This window comes from Burkholderia guangdongensis, from assembly GCF_013403875.1.
Classification (GTDB): Bacteria; Pseudomonadota; Gammaproteobacteria; order Burkholderiales; family Burkholderiaceae; genus Burkholderia; species Burkholderia guangdongensis.
Window position 1 is genome coordinate 1 of the sequence record NZ_JACBNX010000026.1, and the last position, 15,841, is coordinate 15,841.

Annotated in this window: 17 protein-coding genes; 11 read left to right on the plus strand and 6 right to left on the minus strand. The window is 67.0% G+C overall.

All coding sequences use genetic code 11. The features are described 5' to 3' along the window. The coding region (locus HZI36_RS22455) for a transposase (RefSeq protein ID WP_179404937.1) at nt 1-379 on the minus strand (379 nt) is incomplete at its 3' end. Between the two features lie 499 nt (nt 380-878). Here HZI36_RS22455 and HZI36_RS22460 point away from each other — a divergent pair. Further along, complete coding sequence (locus HZI36_RS22460; RefSeq protein ID WP_179404874.1) at nt 879-1,733, plus strand: class I SAM-dependent methyltransferase; 855 nt, start codon at nt 879-881, stop codon at nt 1,731-1,733. Between the two features lie 52 nt (nt 1,734-1,785). Here HZI36_RS22460 and mtgA read toward each other — a convergent pair whose 3' ends face one another. The 5 genes from mtgA to mpl all read right to left on the minus strand — a co-directional run bounded on the left by mtgA (nt 1,786) and on the right by mpl (nt 7,612). Continuing rightward, nucleotides 1,786-2,538 (minus strand): monofunctional biosynthetic peptidoglycan transglycosylase, encoded by a 753-nt coding sequence (gene mtgA, locus HZI36_RS22465; protein WP_425485286.1) that lies wholly within the window; start codon nt 2,536-2,538, stop codon nt 1,786-1,788. 2 nt (nt 2,539-2,540) lie between these two features. After that, a complete protein-coding gene (gene aroE / locus HZI36_RS22470; RefSeq protein ID WP_179404876.1) occupies nt 2,541-3,410 on the minus strand; it encodes a shikimate dehydrogenase in 870 nt (289 codons plus the stop codon). Continuing rightward, entirely contained in the window at nt 3,407-5,533 is a 2,127-nt protein-coding gene (locus tag HZI36_RS22475) for an RNB domain-containing ribonuclease (protein WP_179404877.1), read from the minus strand. The genes aroE and HZI36_RS22475 overlap by 4 nt, the downstream gene beginning before the upstream one ends. 82 nt (nt 5,534-5,615) lie before the next feature. Further along, a complete protein-coding gene (locus HZI36_RS22480; RefSeq protein WP_179404878.1) occupies nt 5,616-6,185 on the minus strand; it encodes a YqiA/YcfP family alpha/beta fold hydrolase in 570 nt (189 codons plus the stop codon). Then, nucleotides 6,182-7,612, minus strand: a complete 1,431-nt coding sequence (mpl, locus tag HZI36_RS22485) for a UDP-N-acetylmuramate:L-alanyl-gamma-D-glutamyl-meso-diaminopimelate ligase (RefSeq protein WP_425485287.1) — start codon at nt 7,610-7,612, stop codon at nt 6,182-6,184. Before mpl ends, HZI36_RS22480 begins: the two co-directional genes overlap by 4 nt. Nucleotides 7,613-7,800: 188 nt before the next feature. On the opposite strand from mpl, the gene HZI36_RS22490 reads away from it, so the two are divergent. The 10 genes from HZI36_RS22490 to HZI36_RS22535 all read left to right on the plus strand — a co-directional run bounded on the left by HZI36_RS22490 (nt 7,801) and on the right by HZI36_RS22535 (nt 15,773). Beyond that, complete coding sequence (locus HZI36_RS22490) at nt 7,801-8,454, plus strand: UDP-N-acetylmuramate--alanine ligase (RefSeq protein ID WP_179404880.1); 654 nt, start codon at nt 7,801-7,803, stop codon at nt 8,452-8,454. A 7-nt stretch (nt 8,455-8,461) separates the two neighbouring features. Then, nucleotides 8,462-9,019: a TlpA family protein disulfide reductase gene (locus tag HZI36_RS22495; protein ID WP_179404881.1), complete on the plus strand. Its 558-nt coding sequence runs from the start codon at nt 8,462-8,464 to the stop codon at nt 9,017-9,019. A gap of 194 nt (nt 9,020-9,213) precedes the next feature. After that, nucleotides 9,214-9,666, plus strand: coding sequence for a type II 3-dehydroquinate dehydratase (gene aroQ, locus HZI36_RS22500; protein ID WP_179404882.1), 453 nt, complete (start codon nt 9,214-9,216; stop codon nt 9,664-9,666). 54 nt (nt 9,667-9,720) lie between these two features. Further along, on the plus strand, nt 9,721-10,200 hold the full coding sequence (gene accB, locus HZI36_RS22505; RefSeq protein ID WP_179404883.1) for an acetyl-CoA carboxylase biotin carboxyl carrier protein: 480 nt from the start codon (nt 9,721-9,723) through the stop codon (nt 10,198-10,200). Between the two features lie 82 nt (nt 10,201-10,282). Continuing rightward, on the plus strand, nt 10,283-11,650 hold the full coding sequence (gene accC, locus HZI36_RS22510) for an acetyl-CoA carboxylase biotin carboxylase subunit (RefSeq protein ID WP_179404884.1): 1,368 nt from the start codon (nt 10,283-10,285) through the stop codon (nt 11,648-11,650). A gap of 3 nt (nt 11,651-11,653) precedes the next feature. Beyond that, a complete protein-coding gene (prmA, locus tag HZI36_RS22515; RefSeq protein ID WP_179404885.1) occupies nt 11,654-12,556 on the plus strand; it encodes a 50S ribosomal protein L11 methyltransferase in 903 nt (300 codons plus the stop codon). A 44-nt stretch (nt 12,557-12,600) separates the two neighbouring features. Continuing rightward, the gene (locus tag HZI36_RS22520; RefSeq protein ID WP_179404886.1) at nt 12,601-13,680 is read left to right on the plus strand and encodes a DUF3426 domain-containing protein; all 1,080 of its coding nucleotides are present in this window, start codon (nt 12,601-12,603) and stop codon (nt 13,678-13,680) included. Nucleotides 13,681-13,744: 64 nt separating this feature from the next. Then, nucleotides 13,745-14,248 carry a thiol peroxidase gene (tpx, locus tag HZI36_RS22525; protein WP_179404887.1) on the plus strand — a complete coding sequence of 168 codons (504 nt, stop codon included), beginning with the start codon at nt 13,745-13,747 and terminating at the stop codon, nt 14,246-14,248. Nucleotides 14,249-14,340: 92 nt separating this feature from the next. Next, a complete protein-coding gene (locus tag HZI36_RS22530) occupies nt 14,341-15,279 on the plus strand; it encodes a carbohydrate kinase family protein (RefSeq protein ID WP_179404888.1) in 939 nt (312 codons plus the stop codon). Between the two features lie 20 nt (nt 15,280-15,299). Then, on the plus strand, nt 15,300-15,773 hold the full coding sequence (locus HZI36_RS22535) for an outer membrane lipoprotein (RefSeq protein WP_179404889.1): 474 nt from the start codon (nt 15,300-15,302) through the stop codon (nt 15,771-15,773). The last annotated feature ends 68 nt before the right edge of the window (nt 15,774-15,841 follow it).

The following is a 15,841-nucleotide window of genomic DNA, read 5'->3' on the forward strand; positions in this document are numbered from 1 at the left end:
CCCGCACGCTCATGCCGCGCGCGTACATCGCGATGATCTTGTCGTCGAACCCGGTGAAGCGCCGCTCGCCTTTGGCAATCAGCACCGGATCGAACGTCCCTTCGCGGTCGCGGGGAATCTCGACGTCGAGCAGGTCGTCGCCGGTCGCAACGCGCTTGCGGCTCGTGCCGTTGCGGTGGTTTGTACTGCCAGCCGGCTTGGCTTCGCCCTTCTCGTAGCCCAGGTGGTGGGCCAACTCGCCGCCCAGTGCGCGCTCGAAGATCGCCTTCTTGAGCGCGGCAAGCTGCTCGTTGATCGTCGCCCGGTCCAGCGTCCCGGGCACCAGTTGCTTGATCAGCTCCGGGTCAAGGTTCAAGCCCTTGCCCGGTTCAATCGTCACTTCTTCCTTGCGTTTGCGTGGCATAAAGTGGCTCCTTGGCCATCAGTTTATGCCTCACACACAAGGTTCCGGATAGGCTCTGCGGATGTGAGCGTCCACCCGCCATCGCCGACCTCCAACTTGATGACTGTCCGGCTGCCGTCGACTCGAGGAACGGCGTCATGGGCGAAGTCGACCGCCCTTCAATTTTCAGACAAGTCTGATAGAAATTTGAAAGATTTCCCTCTACATTGGACTACGCCGTTCCTCAGTCAAATCGCACGCGCTATATCCACCGATTCTTGCAACGGAGAACTGGCATGACCGCGCCACTAAACAACATCATCTCCGCATCGAGTATCGAGAAATTCAACATTTCTTGCGATGCAAATATTCCTTGTCATCCTCGAGATCTTCCTTCCCGAGATCGCTTCGGCACTATCCGGCCCGCAATCATGACCATTAAGAATTCGGTTATGTCGCTAGTGACGTGCTACTCGCAAGCGCAATGCGTACGGCAATGAAAGAAACATCGCCCCCGCCCCATTCACATCAATATCTCGATGACAACCGGTACGGCTGGTGGCGCGCCGACTCCATTCGCCTGCTTCTGGAGCGTGCCGGCGCCACGCGGCCCAGCGCCATTGCGGACATCGGTACCGGGCAGGGTCATTGGTTGGACGCGATTGCCAGTCAACTGGATCACGCAGCGATGCTGTATGGCATCGACAGGGAAGCTTGTTGGCTCGAAGACGCCGAACAGCGCTTCCGACGACACCCCGGCGCAAAAACCTTCACCCCCATCCGCGCTGACGCCGCCTCCATTCCGCTGGAGAACGATTCGATCGACATAGTGACCTGCCAGACGTTGCTGATGCATTGCGAAGATCCGGCAGCGGTCGCCCGCGAAATGGTGCGTGTCGTTCGCCCCGGCGGCACGCTATTGATCGTCGAACCTGTCAATCTCCTCAATAGAACGCAGGTATTCGAAATGGCGCGGCTAGGTTTCGACAAATCGCATATCGATGTCATCCGCTTCTGGTCTCACTATCACGCTTACTTACGCCGGGAGAAATGCGTTGACCACGATATTGGCGCCCGTCTGCCCGATCTGTTCATTGGCACCGGCGCCCGCGACATCGCACTGTTTCAGAACGACACGATCATGATCGGCGCAGCCACCGACAGGCCGACATCCGACGATTACGAATATGCGAGCCCGGAGGTCCGGGCAGCATTCGCCGACAACGAGCATGAACAAGCGCTCTACGCCCGGGGCCGAGCCGCCTTCGACAAACTCGATCGAGCGATCGGCACCGTCGCGCAGACGTACCCGATGCGGCAAAACCTGGTCGTGATGCTGGCATCGAAGTAATGCAGGCTGTGCCGGATCAGGCTGTCATGAAAAACGCGCACTGGACGGCCAATCACTGCGACGCCGGCAACTCCGCCGCGCCCATCCGGTGCGCGATGATCGCCGCGCGCTGCGCCTGATACGCGGTGCCGCGATGCGCGTCGAAATAGCGGGGTTTCGGCAGCATCACCGCCAGACGCGCGGACTGCCACGCGCCGAGCCGGCTCGCCGGAATCCGGTAGTAGTAACGCGCGGCGGCCTCGGCACCGTACACGCCCCGCCCCCACTCGACCGAGTTCAGATAAATCTCGAAGATCCGTTCCTTGTCGAGCAGCGTCTCGAGCATCCACGTGATGATCAGTTCCTGCCCCTTGCGGATATAGCTCTTCTCGCGCGACAGGAACAGGTTGCGCGCGAGTTGCTGCGTGATCGTCGAGCCGCCCGCGACGATGCGCCCTTTCGCCTTGTTCTTCTCCCAGGCCTGCAGGATCGCGTCGACTTCGTAGCCGTTGTTCGTCACGAAGTTCGCGTCTTCCGACGCGATGATCGCGCGCTTCAGATTGCGCGAGATCTGGTCGTACGGCATCCATTGATGCTGAATCGGTGCGGTCGGCGTTTCGCGCGCGAGGCGCCAGGCGTCGGCGCGCATGAACGCGGTCGAGCCGGGATTCACGACCGACCAGATGCCGATCTGCACGAAATAGAAGAGCTGCGTCGCGAGCCACGCGCCCGCGAACACGAGCGACGCATAGACGATCCACCGCACAGCGCCAACCTCGCGCGCGCGGCGCTCGCCGCCCGCGACCGTCTGCTGGCGCGTCGACACGCTCAATGCGACGCCAGCGCCTGTCGCAGCGCGGCCAGCACCGGCGCGCCGTCGGGCCGCACGCCGCGCCATACGAAGAACGACTCGGCCGCCTGCTCGACGAGCATCCCGAGCCCGTCCGCGGCGCGCGCGCCGAGCGATGCCGCGTGCTGCATGAAGACGGTCGGCTGCGCGCCGTACATCATGTCGTACGCGAGCGTGCTCGCGCCGAACGCGGCCGGATCGCAGTCGGGCAGCGCGGCATCGAGGCTGCCGGCGGTCGCGTTGACGATCACGTCGTACGGCTCGGCGCGCACCACTTCCGCGCCGCCACCCGCCAGCGCACAGCCCGCGTCGTGCGCGGCCTGCATGAACTGGCCGACGAGTTCCTCGGCCTTGCTCGCGGTGCGGTTCGCGATCGTGATCGACAGCGGCGCGCGATCGAGAATCGGCAGCACGACACCGCGCGCGGCACCGCCCGCGCCGAGCAGCAGGATCCGCGTGCCCGCGAGCGGCACGCCGAGATTCGTTTCGATGTCGCGCACGAGGCCGACGCCGTCGGTGTTGTCGCCATGGATCCGGCCGTCAGCGTCGAAGCGCAGCGTGTTCACCGCGCCCGCGGCCGCCGCGCGCGGCGACAGCGTGTCGGCGAGCGCGTGCGCGTCGAGCTTGAACGGCACCGTCACGTTCGCGCCGCGCCCGCCCTCGGCGATGAATGCGCGCACGGCAGGCGCGAAGCCGTCGAGCGGCGCGAGCCGGTGGTCGTAGACGATCCGCTCGCCCGTCTGCGCGGCAAACCGCGCGTGAATGAACGGCGACTTGCTGTGCGCAATCGGATTGCCGAACACGACGTAGCGGTCCGGCCCCTGCACCGGCGTGGCCGGGTTCGTCATGATGCGCGCTCCTCCTCGTTGTCCTCGTTATTCTGCGCGGCGGGGGCCCCATCGCCACTCTCGCCACTCTCGCCGCCCGGCGTCGTGTCGCCCGACGCGGCTTCGTCGGGCGCCTCCGCCAGCGCCTCGGCCTCCGACTCCGCGGATGCGTCGTCCGCGTCGATCAGCACGTCGTCGGCGCCTTCGTCGTCATCGGCTTCCGCTTCGCCGCCAGCCACGACCGGCGCATCGAGCACATGCAGCAGCCGCACCGACGCCTCGACCGTCAATTCGTCGATCGACATCACGTCGAGCAGCACGCGCGTGCCGCGCGCATGGACGCCGAGCGCCGGCACGTGCAGCAGCAGCGGCACTTCCTCGAGGCGCACGAGATCGGCCTTCACGACCGTCGCGGCCACCTGCTTCCTACCCTCCTGACGCAGCCAGCGCAGACACCAGAAGTATTCCATCCGCCGCTGGTGATCCGCATAGGCCGAATAGGTATCGTCGAAGCCCTGCACGACCGCGTACAGATCCGCGTCCTTCGGCTTGAACGGCGCCGCGAGCTTCGCGGTCACGCCGTGCTGCACGCACGCGAGCAACTGCCACTGGTTCACGAGGTCGACGTAGCGGCGCAGCGGCGACGTGCTCCACGCATACTGCGGAACGCCCAGGCCCTCGTGCGGCGCGGCGCTCGTCTGCATCCGCGTGCGCTTCGGGCCGTTCGGCACGCCGAAGCCGCGCTGCGTGCGGTAGATGCCCGGCACCGTGTGGTCGTGCAGGAACGCGCCCCACGTCGAGTTCGCGAGGATCGCGAGTTCCGACACGATCAGGTCGAGCGGCGAGCCGCGCCGGCGCGGCGTGATCGTCACGTGCTCGCCGTCGACGTAGAAATTGAAGTCGGTGTTGCGCTGCACTTCGCGCCTGAGCCCATAACCGGCGCGCGCCTGCTGGCGCTTCTCGAACAGCGCCTGCGCGAGCGGCCACAGCACCGCGATGTCGGCCTTGTGCGGATAGTCGCCGCTGCCGTTCGCGAGCGTTTCCTCGGTCACGAGCTCGTCGAGCGTGTTGTGCCGCAGGTTGCTCTTCACGAACACGTGCTCGGCGCGCGTCTCGTTCGCGACGATCTCCTGTGTTTCGCGATTAACGATGATGTAGAGCGACAATGCCGGACGATAATCGCCTTCGCCGAGCGTGAACACGTCGACGACGTTGTCGGGCAGCATCGTGATCTTGTCGCCGGGCATGTAGACCGTCGACAGCCGCTCGCGCGCGATCGCGTCGACCGCGTCGCCGCGTACGATGCCGAGCGCCGGCGCCGCGATGTGGATGCCGATCCGCACACGGCCGTCCGGCAGATGCTCGACCGAGAACGCATCGTCGATTTCGGTCGTCGTGATGTCGTCGATCGAGAACGCATTGACGTCCGCGCGCGGCAGATCATCGGGCAACGCCCCGACTTCGACCGCCGGAAAGCCGGTGCCGTGCGGGAAAAATTCGGCGAGGAAACGCGCCTCGTGCAGCGCGCGAGCGGACGCGATGCCGCCGCAGTCGAGCATCAGCCGCGCGGGCGACACGCCGCGCGCGGCGGCGGCCGCCTCGAGCGCCTTGTATTCGATCGATTGCTTGTCGGGCTTCGTCAGGAGGCCGAGCGCCTTGCCGGCGAACGCGTCGGGCAGCTTGCCCGCCTTCAGCTCCTCTTCGTACTGCGCCTGCACGAGCGCCTGCTGGCGCTTGCGCTCGAGCGACGCAAGCGCCATCTTGAGCTGCTCCTCGGGCGCGCGCTGGTACTGCCCGCGGCCCTTCCGGCGGAAGTAGACCGGCGAGCCGTGCAGACGGAGCACGAGCGCCGCACGCTCGACCGGGCCGTACGATGCGCCGAAATACTCGTCGGCGAGCGTCGCATACGCGAACTCGTCGGTGGGCGCGCATTCCCACAGGAATTCGAGATCGATCTGCTGCGCGGCCTCGTCGGCCCGCTGCATCAGTTCACCCGCGGCGGGCGAGTCGAATTCGATCAGCACATCCTTCGCGCGCACCTTCGCGCGCCGCCCGCCGGGCAACTCGACCTGGAACGCGTCGCCCTGGCGCGACAGCACGCTGCCCGCCTTGAAACTGCCTGATTCCTCGAAGAAAACGTTCACTCAATACTCTCGTTCAGGCTGCGCGGCGCCATCGCCGGACGGCAGCGCGCGTTGATGTTGTTCGATGATTCCCGTGACCGGCTCACATCGCCTTTTCGTCGCAAAAAGCGAGAACGTCGTCGATGTAGTCGGCAAATTCACTGATGCCGTGATCGCTACCGGCGATCACGCGCGTCCTCGCGCCCGGGTAATGCGCGAGCATCTCGCGGTAGTCGAGCACTTCGTCGCCCGTCGCCGCGAGCAGATAGTAGCGCTGCGGCCGCGAGATCGCCGGCACGCGCAACGCGTTCAACTCGTCGAGATGATGCGGCTCGACGGTGATCGAACCGCCTCCATGCCACAGCGGCTGCTCGCCGAGATACTGCTTCAGGTCGCGCTGCGGCGCGGTCGCCGGATTCAGCAGCACTGCCCGCCAGCCGTGCTTCTCCGCGAGCCAGGTCGCGTAATAGCCACCGAGCGAGCTGCCGACGACGGTCACGTCGCGCGCGCCCCCGACGATGGCTTCGGCCGCGGCGATCGCGTCGAGCGGCGACACCGACAGCGTCGGGCAGCGCCATTCGCCGGTCCGGCCGAGCTCAGCAAGCCGCGCCGCGAGCAATCGCGACTTGAACGACTGCGGCGACGACCGGAAGCCGTGCAGATAGAGGATCACGCGCGGCTCCCGCCGTCGGCGCCAAGCGCGTCGAGCAGCTTCTGGTGCACGCCGCCGAAGCCACCGTTGCTCATCACGAGCACGTGGTCGCCCGGCCGCGCGGCGGCCGACACCGCCTTCACGAGCAGATGCAGGTCGTCGTACGCATGCGCCTTGCCGCCGAGCGGCGCGAGCGCATCGGCGAGGCTCCAGCCGAGTGCGTCGCGGCCCGAAGGCGCGCCGTAGCCGAACACGAGATCGGCGTCCGCGACGCTGGCGGGCAATTGCGCCTTCATCGTGCCGAGCTTCATCGTGTTCGAGCGCGGCTCGAGAACTGCGAGGATGCGGGTATTTTGACGGCCGATGCGCGCGCGAAGGCCCGCAATTGTGGTTTCGATCGCGGTCGGATGGTGCGCGAAGTCGTCGTAGACGGTCACGCCGCGCACGCTGCCGCGCACTTCCATTCGCCGCTTCACGTTGCGGAACGATGCGAGCGACGCGGCCGCCTGCGCGGGCGGCACGCCGACGTGGCGCGCGGCCGCGATCGCGGCGAGCGCGTTCATCCGGTTGTGCTCGCCCTGCACCTGCCACGCGACTTCGCCGACGCGCTCGCCGCGCCAGTACACCGCGAAGCGCTCGTCGACCGGCACGCCGTCCTCGGCGGGCAGCGCCTGCCAGCCGCCGTCGACGCCGAAGCGCTCGACCTCGCTCCAGCAGCCGCGCGACAGCACGCGCTCGAGCGAATCTTCGCGGCCGTTCGACACGAGCCGCCCGACGCCGGGCACGGTGCGCACGAGATGATGGAATTGCGTCTCGATCGCGGCAAGATCCGGGAAAATGTCCGCGTGATCGTATTCGAGGTTGTTCAGCACCGCGGTGCGCGGCCGGTAATGGACGAACTTCGAGCGCTTGTCGAAGAACGCGGTGTCGTATTCGTCGGCCTCGATCACGAAGAAGCTCGAATCGGTGAGCCGCGCGGACACGCCGAAATTGAGCGGCACGCCGCCGATCAGGAAGCCGGGATTCAGGTCGGCGTCCTCGAGCAGCCACGTGAGCATCGACGACGTCGTCGTCTTGCCATGGGTGCCCGCGACCGCGAGCACCCACTTGCCGGCGAGCACGTGCTCGCCGAGCCACTGCGGACCCGACACGTACGGCAGGCCGCGATCGAGGATCGCCTCCATCAGCGGATTGCCGCGCGACACGACGTTGCCGATCACGAACAGGTCCGGCTTCAGGTCGACCTGCTCGGCGCCGTAGCCTTCGATCAGCCGGATGCCCTGCGCCTCGAGCTGCGTGCTCATCGGCGGATAGACGCCCGCGTCGCAGCCGGTGACCGTATGCCCCGCCGCGCGCGCGAGAACGGCCAGACCGCCCATGAAGGTGCCGCAGATGCCAAGAATGTGGATGTGCATAAGATGCTTTCGCGCCGCCGGGCGCCGTCGAATCGGGTGGAGGAAAGCCCGGGGCCGCCGACGCGGGACATGCGCGCGCCCGGCCCCGTCCGCGGCGCGCCGGGCAACCCGCGCGGCCGGCGCTCGTCGCCGCGGCACAAAGGCGTCATTGTAACTGACGGCCCGCCGCAGCCGGGGCTGAAGCGAGCCGCCGCGCGCCGATCGAGTATGATTGCCGCACCATGTCCCGCAAACCCTTATTCGATCCGCGGCGCGTCCGCGAGGAAATCGCGCTGACCGCCGCCCGCCTCATCGCCGAGGACGGCCTGGACTACGCCGGCGCGAAGCGCAAGGCGGCGCGCCAGGTGCTCGGCGACACGCGCGTTGCCGGCGAATGGCTGCCGGATAACGATCAGATCGAAGAAGAACTGCGCGAATACCTCGCGCTGTTCCAGAGCGACACGCAGCCCGCCGAGCTGCGCCGGCTGCGCGAAGTCGCGCTCGACTGGATGGAGCGCCTCGCCGAGTTCAATCCGTACGTGACGGGCGCGGTGCTGAACGGCACCGCGAACGCGCATTCGGACGTCCATCTGCAGATGTTCACCGACAATCAGAAGGACGTCGCGATCTATCTGCTGAACCAGAACGTCCAGTACGACGTGTCGGAAACCCGGCACTTCGCGGGCCGCGACGACGTCGAAACGCTGAGCTTCCTGTGGCGCGGCCGGCGAGATGCCGAGCCGGTCGGCATCCACGTCGCGCTGTACGCGCGCGACGACCTGCGCGGCGCCGTGAAGGCCGATGCGCGCGGGCGCCTCGCGCGCGCCGATGCGGCCGCGCTGCGCGCGCTCGTGGCCACGGCGACGGCGGCGGCCCCCTCTTCCGAACAGACCTGATTCAATGATGAACACGAAACATTGGCTGGCGTTCGCCGCGGTCGCGGCGGCCGCCGTGATCGGCGGCCTCGCCACTGGACACTGGATGCACGGCGATGCCGGCGCGCCGACCGCCGACACCGAAACCGCCGCCGCCACCCGCGTCGACGCGGTCGACGCGCTGTGGTCCGCGGACGTGACCGACGTCGACGGCAAGCCGCAGACACTCGCGTCGTTCAAGGGACAGAAAATCGTCGTGAACTTCTGGGCGTCGTGGTGCGGCCCGTGCGTGAAGGAAATGCCGGAGCTCGTCGCGCTGTCGCACGAGTACGCGAAGAAAGGCATCCGCTTCGTCGGGCTCGGCGTCGACTCCGACCAGAACGTGAAGACGTTCCTGCAGAAGGTGAAGGTCGACTATCCGATCTTCGTCAGCGGCTACGCGGGCGCGGATCTGGCCCGTAATTTCGGAAATACGGCCGGCGCGCTGCCTTTTACGGTCGTGATCGACGAGAATGGCAAAATTCGCGAGACAAAATTGGGAGAAATCGAGCCGGCCGAGCTGAAAAAGACGCTCGACGCGCTCTGAAACGCGGGTTGCGCACACCGCACGTTGCCGGTAACTTGAACCGCGATCGCCGCAATTTCGCGTGAATTCGCGGATACTTTGCGAACGGGCATGCAATTCTTACCGGCCGCGCGACGTTAGCCGTTTGGCAAAACTAGACAAAATTCTCTAAATAGCGCTAAAGTGCGCGCAATTCCGCAGAAATAGAAGCGACCATGACACGATTGCTGGTGCTGCACGGCCCCAACCTGAACCTTCTCGGCACCCGGGAACCGGAAGTCTACGGCCGCGTGACGCTCGCGCAGATCGATCAGGCGCTCGCCGCGCGCGCGCAGGAAGCGGGCGCCGAGCTGACGTCGTTCCAGAGCAACCATGAAGGTGCGCTCGTCGATCGCATCCAGGCCGCGCGGGACGAAAAAACCGACTTCGTCCTGATCAATCCCGCCGCGTACACGCACACGAGTGTCGCGATCCGGGACGCACTCGCCGGCGTCGGCATCCCGTTCGTCGAAATCCATCTGTCGAACGTGCATCGCCGCGAATCGTTCAGGCACCACTCCTACTTTTCCGATCAGGCCGACGGCGTCATCTGCGGACTCGGCTGGAAAGGCTATCTCTACGCGCTCGATTACGCGCTCGACAAGCTGCAGGGCGCGTCCCGCGGCTGATCACGTCCAGAATTTGGCGCTCGGCGCCTTCACGCATTGAAAGGGGAACTCCCGATGGATCTTCGCAAGCTCAAAACTCTGATCGACCTCGTCTCCGAATCGGGCATTTCCGAACTCGAAGTCACGGAAGGCGAAGGCAAGGTACGCATCGTCAAGAACGCGCCGCCCGTGTACGTTCAGTCGGCGCCCGGTTACGCGCCGCAGATGAGCATGCCCGCGCAGACCGTCGCGCTGCCGACCGAAGCCTCGGCGTCCGCGCCGGCGGCAGGCGGCGCAGCACCCGCACCGGCCGCGCCGCAAGGCCATGTCGTCACGTCGCCGATGGTCGGCACGTTCTATCGCGCGCCGTCGCCGGGTGCGGACCCGTTCGTCCAGGTCGGCGACACGGTCAAGGAAGGCCAGACGCTCTGCATCATCGAGGCGATGAAGCTGTTGAACGAGATCGAATCGGACAAGGCCGGCGTGATCAAGGAAATCCTCGTCGAGAACGGCCAGGCCGTCGAATACGGCCAGCCGCTGTACGTGATCGGCTAAAGCCCGCCGCTCGGCTCCCCGGCCGCGCGCCGCTTCTCCGCAGGCGCGCCGCGCGTGCCCCTCGAAGAGACGAATACTCGCTATGTTTGAAAAAATCCTCATTGCCAATCGCGGTGAAATCGCGCTGCGCATTCAGCGCGCGTGCCGCGAGCTCGGCGTCAAGACGGTGGTCGTCTACTCGGAAGCCGACAAGGAAGCCAAGTACGTGAAGCTCGCGGACGAAGCGGTCTGCATCGGACCCGCGCCGTCGAACCTCAGCTACCTGAACATGCCCGCGCTGATCAGCGCGGCGGAAGTCACCGACGCCGAGGCGATCCACCCCGGCTACGGCTTCCTGTCCGAAAACGCGGACTTTGCGGAGCGCGTCGAGCAATCGGGCTTCACGTTCATCGGCCCGCGCCCGGAGACGATCCGCCTGATGGGCGACAAAGTCACAGCGAAGCAGACGATGATCAAGACCGGCGTGCCGTGCGTGCCGGGCTCGGACGGTGCGTTGCCGGACGATCCGAAGGAGATCGTGAAGATTGCGCGCGCAATCGGCTATCCGGTGATCATCAAGGCAGCGGGCGGCGGCGGCGGGCGCGGGATGCGCGTCGTGCACACCGAGGCGGCGCTCGTGAACGCGGTCAACATGACCCGCGAGGAAGCGGGCCGCGCGTTCGGCAACCCGCAGGTCTACATGGAGAAGTTTCTCGAGAACCCGCGCCACATCGAGATCCAGGTGCTGTCGGACGCGTTCAAGAACGCGATCTGGCTCGGCGAGCGCGACTGCTCGATGCAGCGCCGCCACCAGAAGGTGATCGAGGAAGCACCGGCGCCGGGCATCGCGCGCCGCCTGATCGACCGGATCGGCGACCGTTGCGCGGACGCGTGCAAGAAGTTCGGCTATCTCGGCGCGGGCACGTTCGAGTTCCTGTACGAGAACGGCGAGTTCTACTTCATCGAAATGAACACGCGCGTGCAGGTCGAGCACCCGGTGTCCGAGCTGATCACCGGCATCGACATCGTGCAGGAACAGATCCGCATCGCGGCCGGCGAACGGATCACGCTGCGCCAGCGCGACATCCAGTTCCGCGGACACGCGATCGAGTGCCGGATCAACGCGGAAGATCCGTTCAAGTTCACGCCGTCGCCGGGCCGGATCACGTCGTGGCACACGCCCGGCGGCCCGGGCGTGCGCGTCGATTCGCACGCGTACAACGGCTATTTCGTGCCGCCGAACTATGATTCGATGATCGGCAAGCTGATCACGTACGGCGCGACGCGCGAACAGGCGATCAGCCGGATGCGCATCGCGCTGTCGGAGATGGTCGTCGAAGGAATCCAGACCAACATCCCGCTGCACCGCGAGTTGATGATCGACGCGAATTTCGTCGAAGGCGGCACGAGCATCCACTATCTCGAGAACCGTCTCGAGCAGCGCAAACAGGTCGCATCGGAAGAAGCGTAACGCATGAGCTATCGCGAACTCATCGTCGAGCTGGCCCGCGAACACGCGGAAAGCCTGTCCGACGCACTGCTCGAGCTGGGCGCGCTGTCGGTATCCGTCGAGGACGCCGACGCGGACACGCCGGACGAGCAGCCGCTCTTCGGCGAACCGGGCCTCACGCCGGAACGCACCGCGTGGCAGCATTCGCGCGTGATCGCGCTGCTGTCGCCGGACGCGGAGCCCGCGGTGCTGCTCGCGGCGGCCGCGAACGAAATCGGACTCGCCGACGCGCCCGCGTTCGACGTCCGCGAGGTCGAGGAGCAGGATTGGGTGCGGCTCACGCAGTCGCAGTTCGAACCGATCCCGATCGGCGAACGCATCTGGGTCGTGCCGTCGTGGCACGATGCGCCCGATCCGAATGCGCTCGTGCTCGAGCTCGACCCGGGCCTGGCGTTCGGCACCGGCAGCCACCCGACGACGCGCCTCTGCATGGAATGGCTCGAGCAGTCGGTCAAGCCCGGCCAGTCGGTGCTCGATTACGGCTGCGGCTCCGGCATCCTCGCGATCCTCGCGAAGAAGTGCGGCGCGAACCCGGTCATCGGCATCGACATCGATCCGCAGGCGGTCGAATCGGCGCGGCAGAACAGCGCGCGCAACCACGCCGACGTCACCTACGGCCTGCCGGACGATTGCCCGGACCGCGAATTCGACATCGTCGTCGCGAACATCCTGTCGAACCCGCTGAAGCTGATGGCTTCGATGCTCGCGTCGAAGGTGAAACCGGGCGGGCGCATCGCGCTGTCGGGCGTGCTCGCGCGGCAGGCGGACGAAGTCGCGGCCGTCTATGCGCAGTACGTCGACATCTCGGTCTGGCGCGAGCACGAAGGCTGGGTCTGCCTCGCGGGTACCCGGCGCGAAAGCCTTTAGAATAGCGCTGTCCATCACTCAGGCCCGCTGGCTGTCCGGCTACCATGCTCCTCGCGACGCGCTGCCCCCATTGCAAAACCGTGTTCCGACTGCAGCAGGCGCAGCTCGAGGCGCACGGCGGGCTCGTGCGGTGCGGGCACTGCCAGCAGGTATTCAATGCGGCCGAGTCGCGCATCGGCGAGCCGGAGTCGACCGGGAATGCGGGATCCGACCCGGCCCCCGACGAAGGCACCAGCCGGCCGGCGCAGGCGGCGAGCGTGTTCGTCGGCGAGCCGCCCGCCGGAAGCCCGGCGCACGCGAACTTCGGGGCCGGCGACTGGGAGGCATGGCAGCCGGCGCGCGGCGAGCACGATCCGGCGCCACGGCAGCCGGAACCGGCCGGATCCGCCAGGAAGACGGCGCCCGCGACCTTCTTCGTGCCGGCCGTCCCAAGATTGCCGACGCTCGACGCTCGGGAGCCCACGCTGCCCCGCTCCGCAGCCGCCACGCCCGCCCATGACGCCGACGACGCCCGCGAACCGCGCTTCTCCGCCGGCGCCGAACCGCTCGCAGCCACACCGCCCGATGTTCGTGCACCGTCCAACGACAGCGCGCCGTTCGCGGTGACGCGCGAAACGCGCATGCCGCCGAGCTCGCGACTGGGCAGCTTGCTCGGCAGCTTCGTCGGCGCGCTGGTCGCCGCGGCGCTCGCGATCCTGCTCGTCGCGCAACTCGCGTGGTGGCAGCGCGAGACGCTGATGATCTACTACCCGGTCACGCAGCGCTGGTTCGAGCTCGCGTGCGCGCCGCTCGGCTGCACGGTCGCGCCGCCGCGCGCGATCGACGGGCTGCGCGTCGAGCCGGCTTCGCTGCTTCAGATCGACGGCCCGCACGTGCTCGAGCTGAGGGTGCCGCTATCGAACCGCTACGGCGTCGCGCTCGCGTATCCGTGGATCGAGCTGACGCTGTACGACGCGACGAATCACATCATGGTGAAACGCGCGCTCGCGCCGAGCGACTACGTGCCGCCCGGCACGCCGATCGGCGCCGGCCTGCCCGCCGGCCAGACGCAGACGATGCGCGTTCGCATCGACAAGCGCGGCGAGCCCGCGTCGCATTTTCTGGTCAGGATTTTTTATCCGTGACGCGCGAGCCGCGCGTCCGTCACCAACCGCGCGCCCTTCCGGCGCGCCTCTTCGGAGCACGAACATGAGCAAAGTTACGCTGGGTGGCAACCCGATCGACATCGCCGGCACGTTCCCGGCCGTCGGCGCGCAAGCGCCCGACTTCACGCTGGTCGGCAAGGATCTCGCCGACGTCACGCTCGCCAGCTTCGCCGGCAAGCGCAAGGTGCTGAACATCGTGCCGAGCCTCGACACGCCGACGTGCGCGACGTCGACCCGCAAGTTCAACGAATCGGCATCGTCGCTCGCGAACACCGTCGTGGTCGTCGTGTCGGCCGACCTGCCGTTCGCGGCGACGCGCTTCTGCACGACCGAGGGCCTCGAGAACGTCGTCACCGTGTCGACGTTCCGCAGCGGCCGCGCGTTCGCGAACGCGTACGGTGTCGACGTGACGAGCGGCCCGCTCGACGGCCTGACCGCGCGCGCGGTCGTCGTGCTCGACGAGCAGAACAAGGTCGTGCACGCGCAGCTGGTCGGCGAGATCAAGGACGAGCCGAACTACGACGCCGCGCTGGCCGCCCTCAAGTAATTTCCGGCCGCCCGACGTGCCACGCGCCGCGCCTCGAGCGCGGCGCGCGCACTTCGGGGCCCCCCTTCACGCTCTCTACAGGAACGCACGCCTTGGCTACGCTGATCTGCGGCTCGCTCGCCTACGACAACATCATGACCTTCGAGGGCCGCTTTCGCGAGCACATCCTGCCCGACCAGGTCCACATGATCAACCTGAGCTTCCTCGTGCCGACGATGCGTCGCGAATTCGGCGGCTGCGCGGGCAACATCGCCTACGCGCTGCATCTGCTCGGCGGCGATGCGCGCATCATGGCGACGCTCGGCGCGCTCGACGCGGACCGCTACCTCGAGCGCCTCGACAGCCTCGGGATTTCGAAGGAATGCATCCGCGTACTGCCCGATACGCACAGCGCGCAGGCGATGATCACGACCGATCTCGACAACAACCAGATCACCGCGTTCCACCCGGGCGCGATGATGCAGTCGCACCTGAACCGCGCGGACGCGGTGCCGGGCGTGAAACTCGGCATCGTCGCACCGGACGGCTTCGACGGGATGGTGCAGCACGCGGAGCAGTTCGCGCACGCGGGCGTGCCGTTCGTGTTCGATCCGGGCCAGGGGCTGCCGCTGTTCGACGGCGCGACGCTGCGTCGCATCATTGAACTTGCCACCTACGTGGCGGTCAACGACTACGAAGGCAAGCTCGTCAGCGACAAGACGGGCTGGACCGAACAGGACATCGCCGGCCGGGTTCAGGCGTTCATCATCACGCGCGGCGAGCACGGTGCGACTATTCTTCATAGAAACGGCGAAGAACGGATTCCGGCCGTCCCGGCGGAGCGCATCGTCGATCCGACCGGCTGCGGCGACGCATTCCGCGGCGGCCTGCTGTACGGCATCGAGCACGGCCTGGACTGGGCCACCACGGGGCGCCTGGCGAGCCTGATGGGCTCGATCAAGATCGCCCACCAGGGTCCGCAAACCTACTCGCTGACCCGCGCCGACATCGACGCGCGCTTCGAGGCTGCATTCGGCTACAGTCTCAAATAAATATTTGCTGGAGAGCACACATGTTGACTAAAAAGACCCTCACGCTCGGCGCGATGCTCACCGCCACGCTGTCGCTCGCGGGCTGCTTCACGCCGCCCGGCGCGGCGGACGTCTATGGCGTCGGCCAGGTGCAGCGCGAACAAACGGTGCGGATGGGCACGGTCGAGAGCGTCCGCGCGGTCATGATCCAGTCCGACGGCGGCGGCAGCGCGCTCGGCACGCTCGGCGGCGGCGCACTCGGCGCGGTCGCTGGCAGCGCGATCGGCGGCGGCCGGGGCTCGGTGCTCACGGCGATCGCGGGCGGCCTCGTCGGCGCAGTCGCGGGCAACGCGGTCGGCCAGAACCTGAGCAACGCGAACGGCGTCGAAATCACCGTGCGCCTCGACAACGGCGATCTGCGCTCGATCACGCAGGCCGCGTCCGGCGAAATGTTCCGCGCCGGCGATCGCGTCCGTCTGCTGTCGAGCGGTGGCGTCACGCGCGTCACGCACTGATCCGGTATCCTCAGCGCGCGGCGCAAGCCGCGGTCGAACGCATGTGCGAAGCTGCACATGCGTTTTTT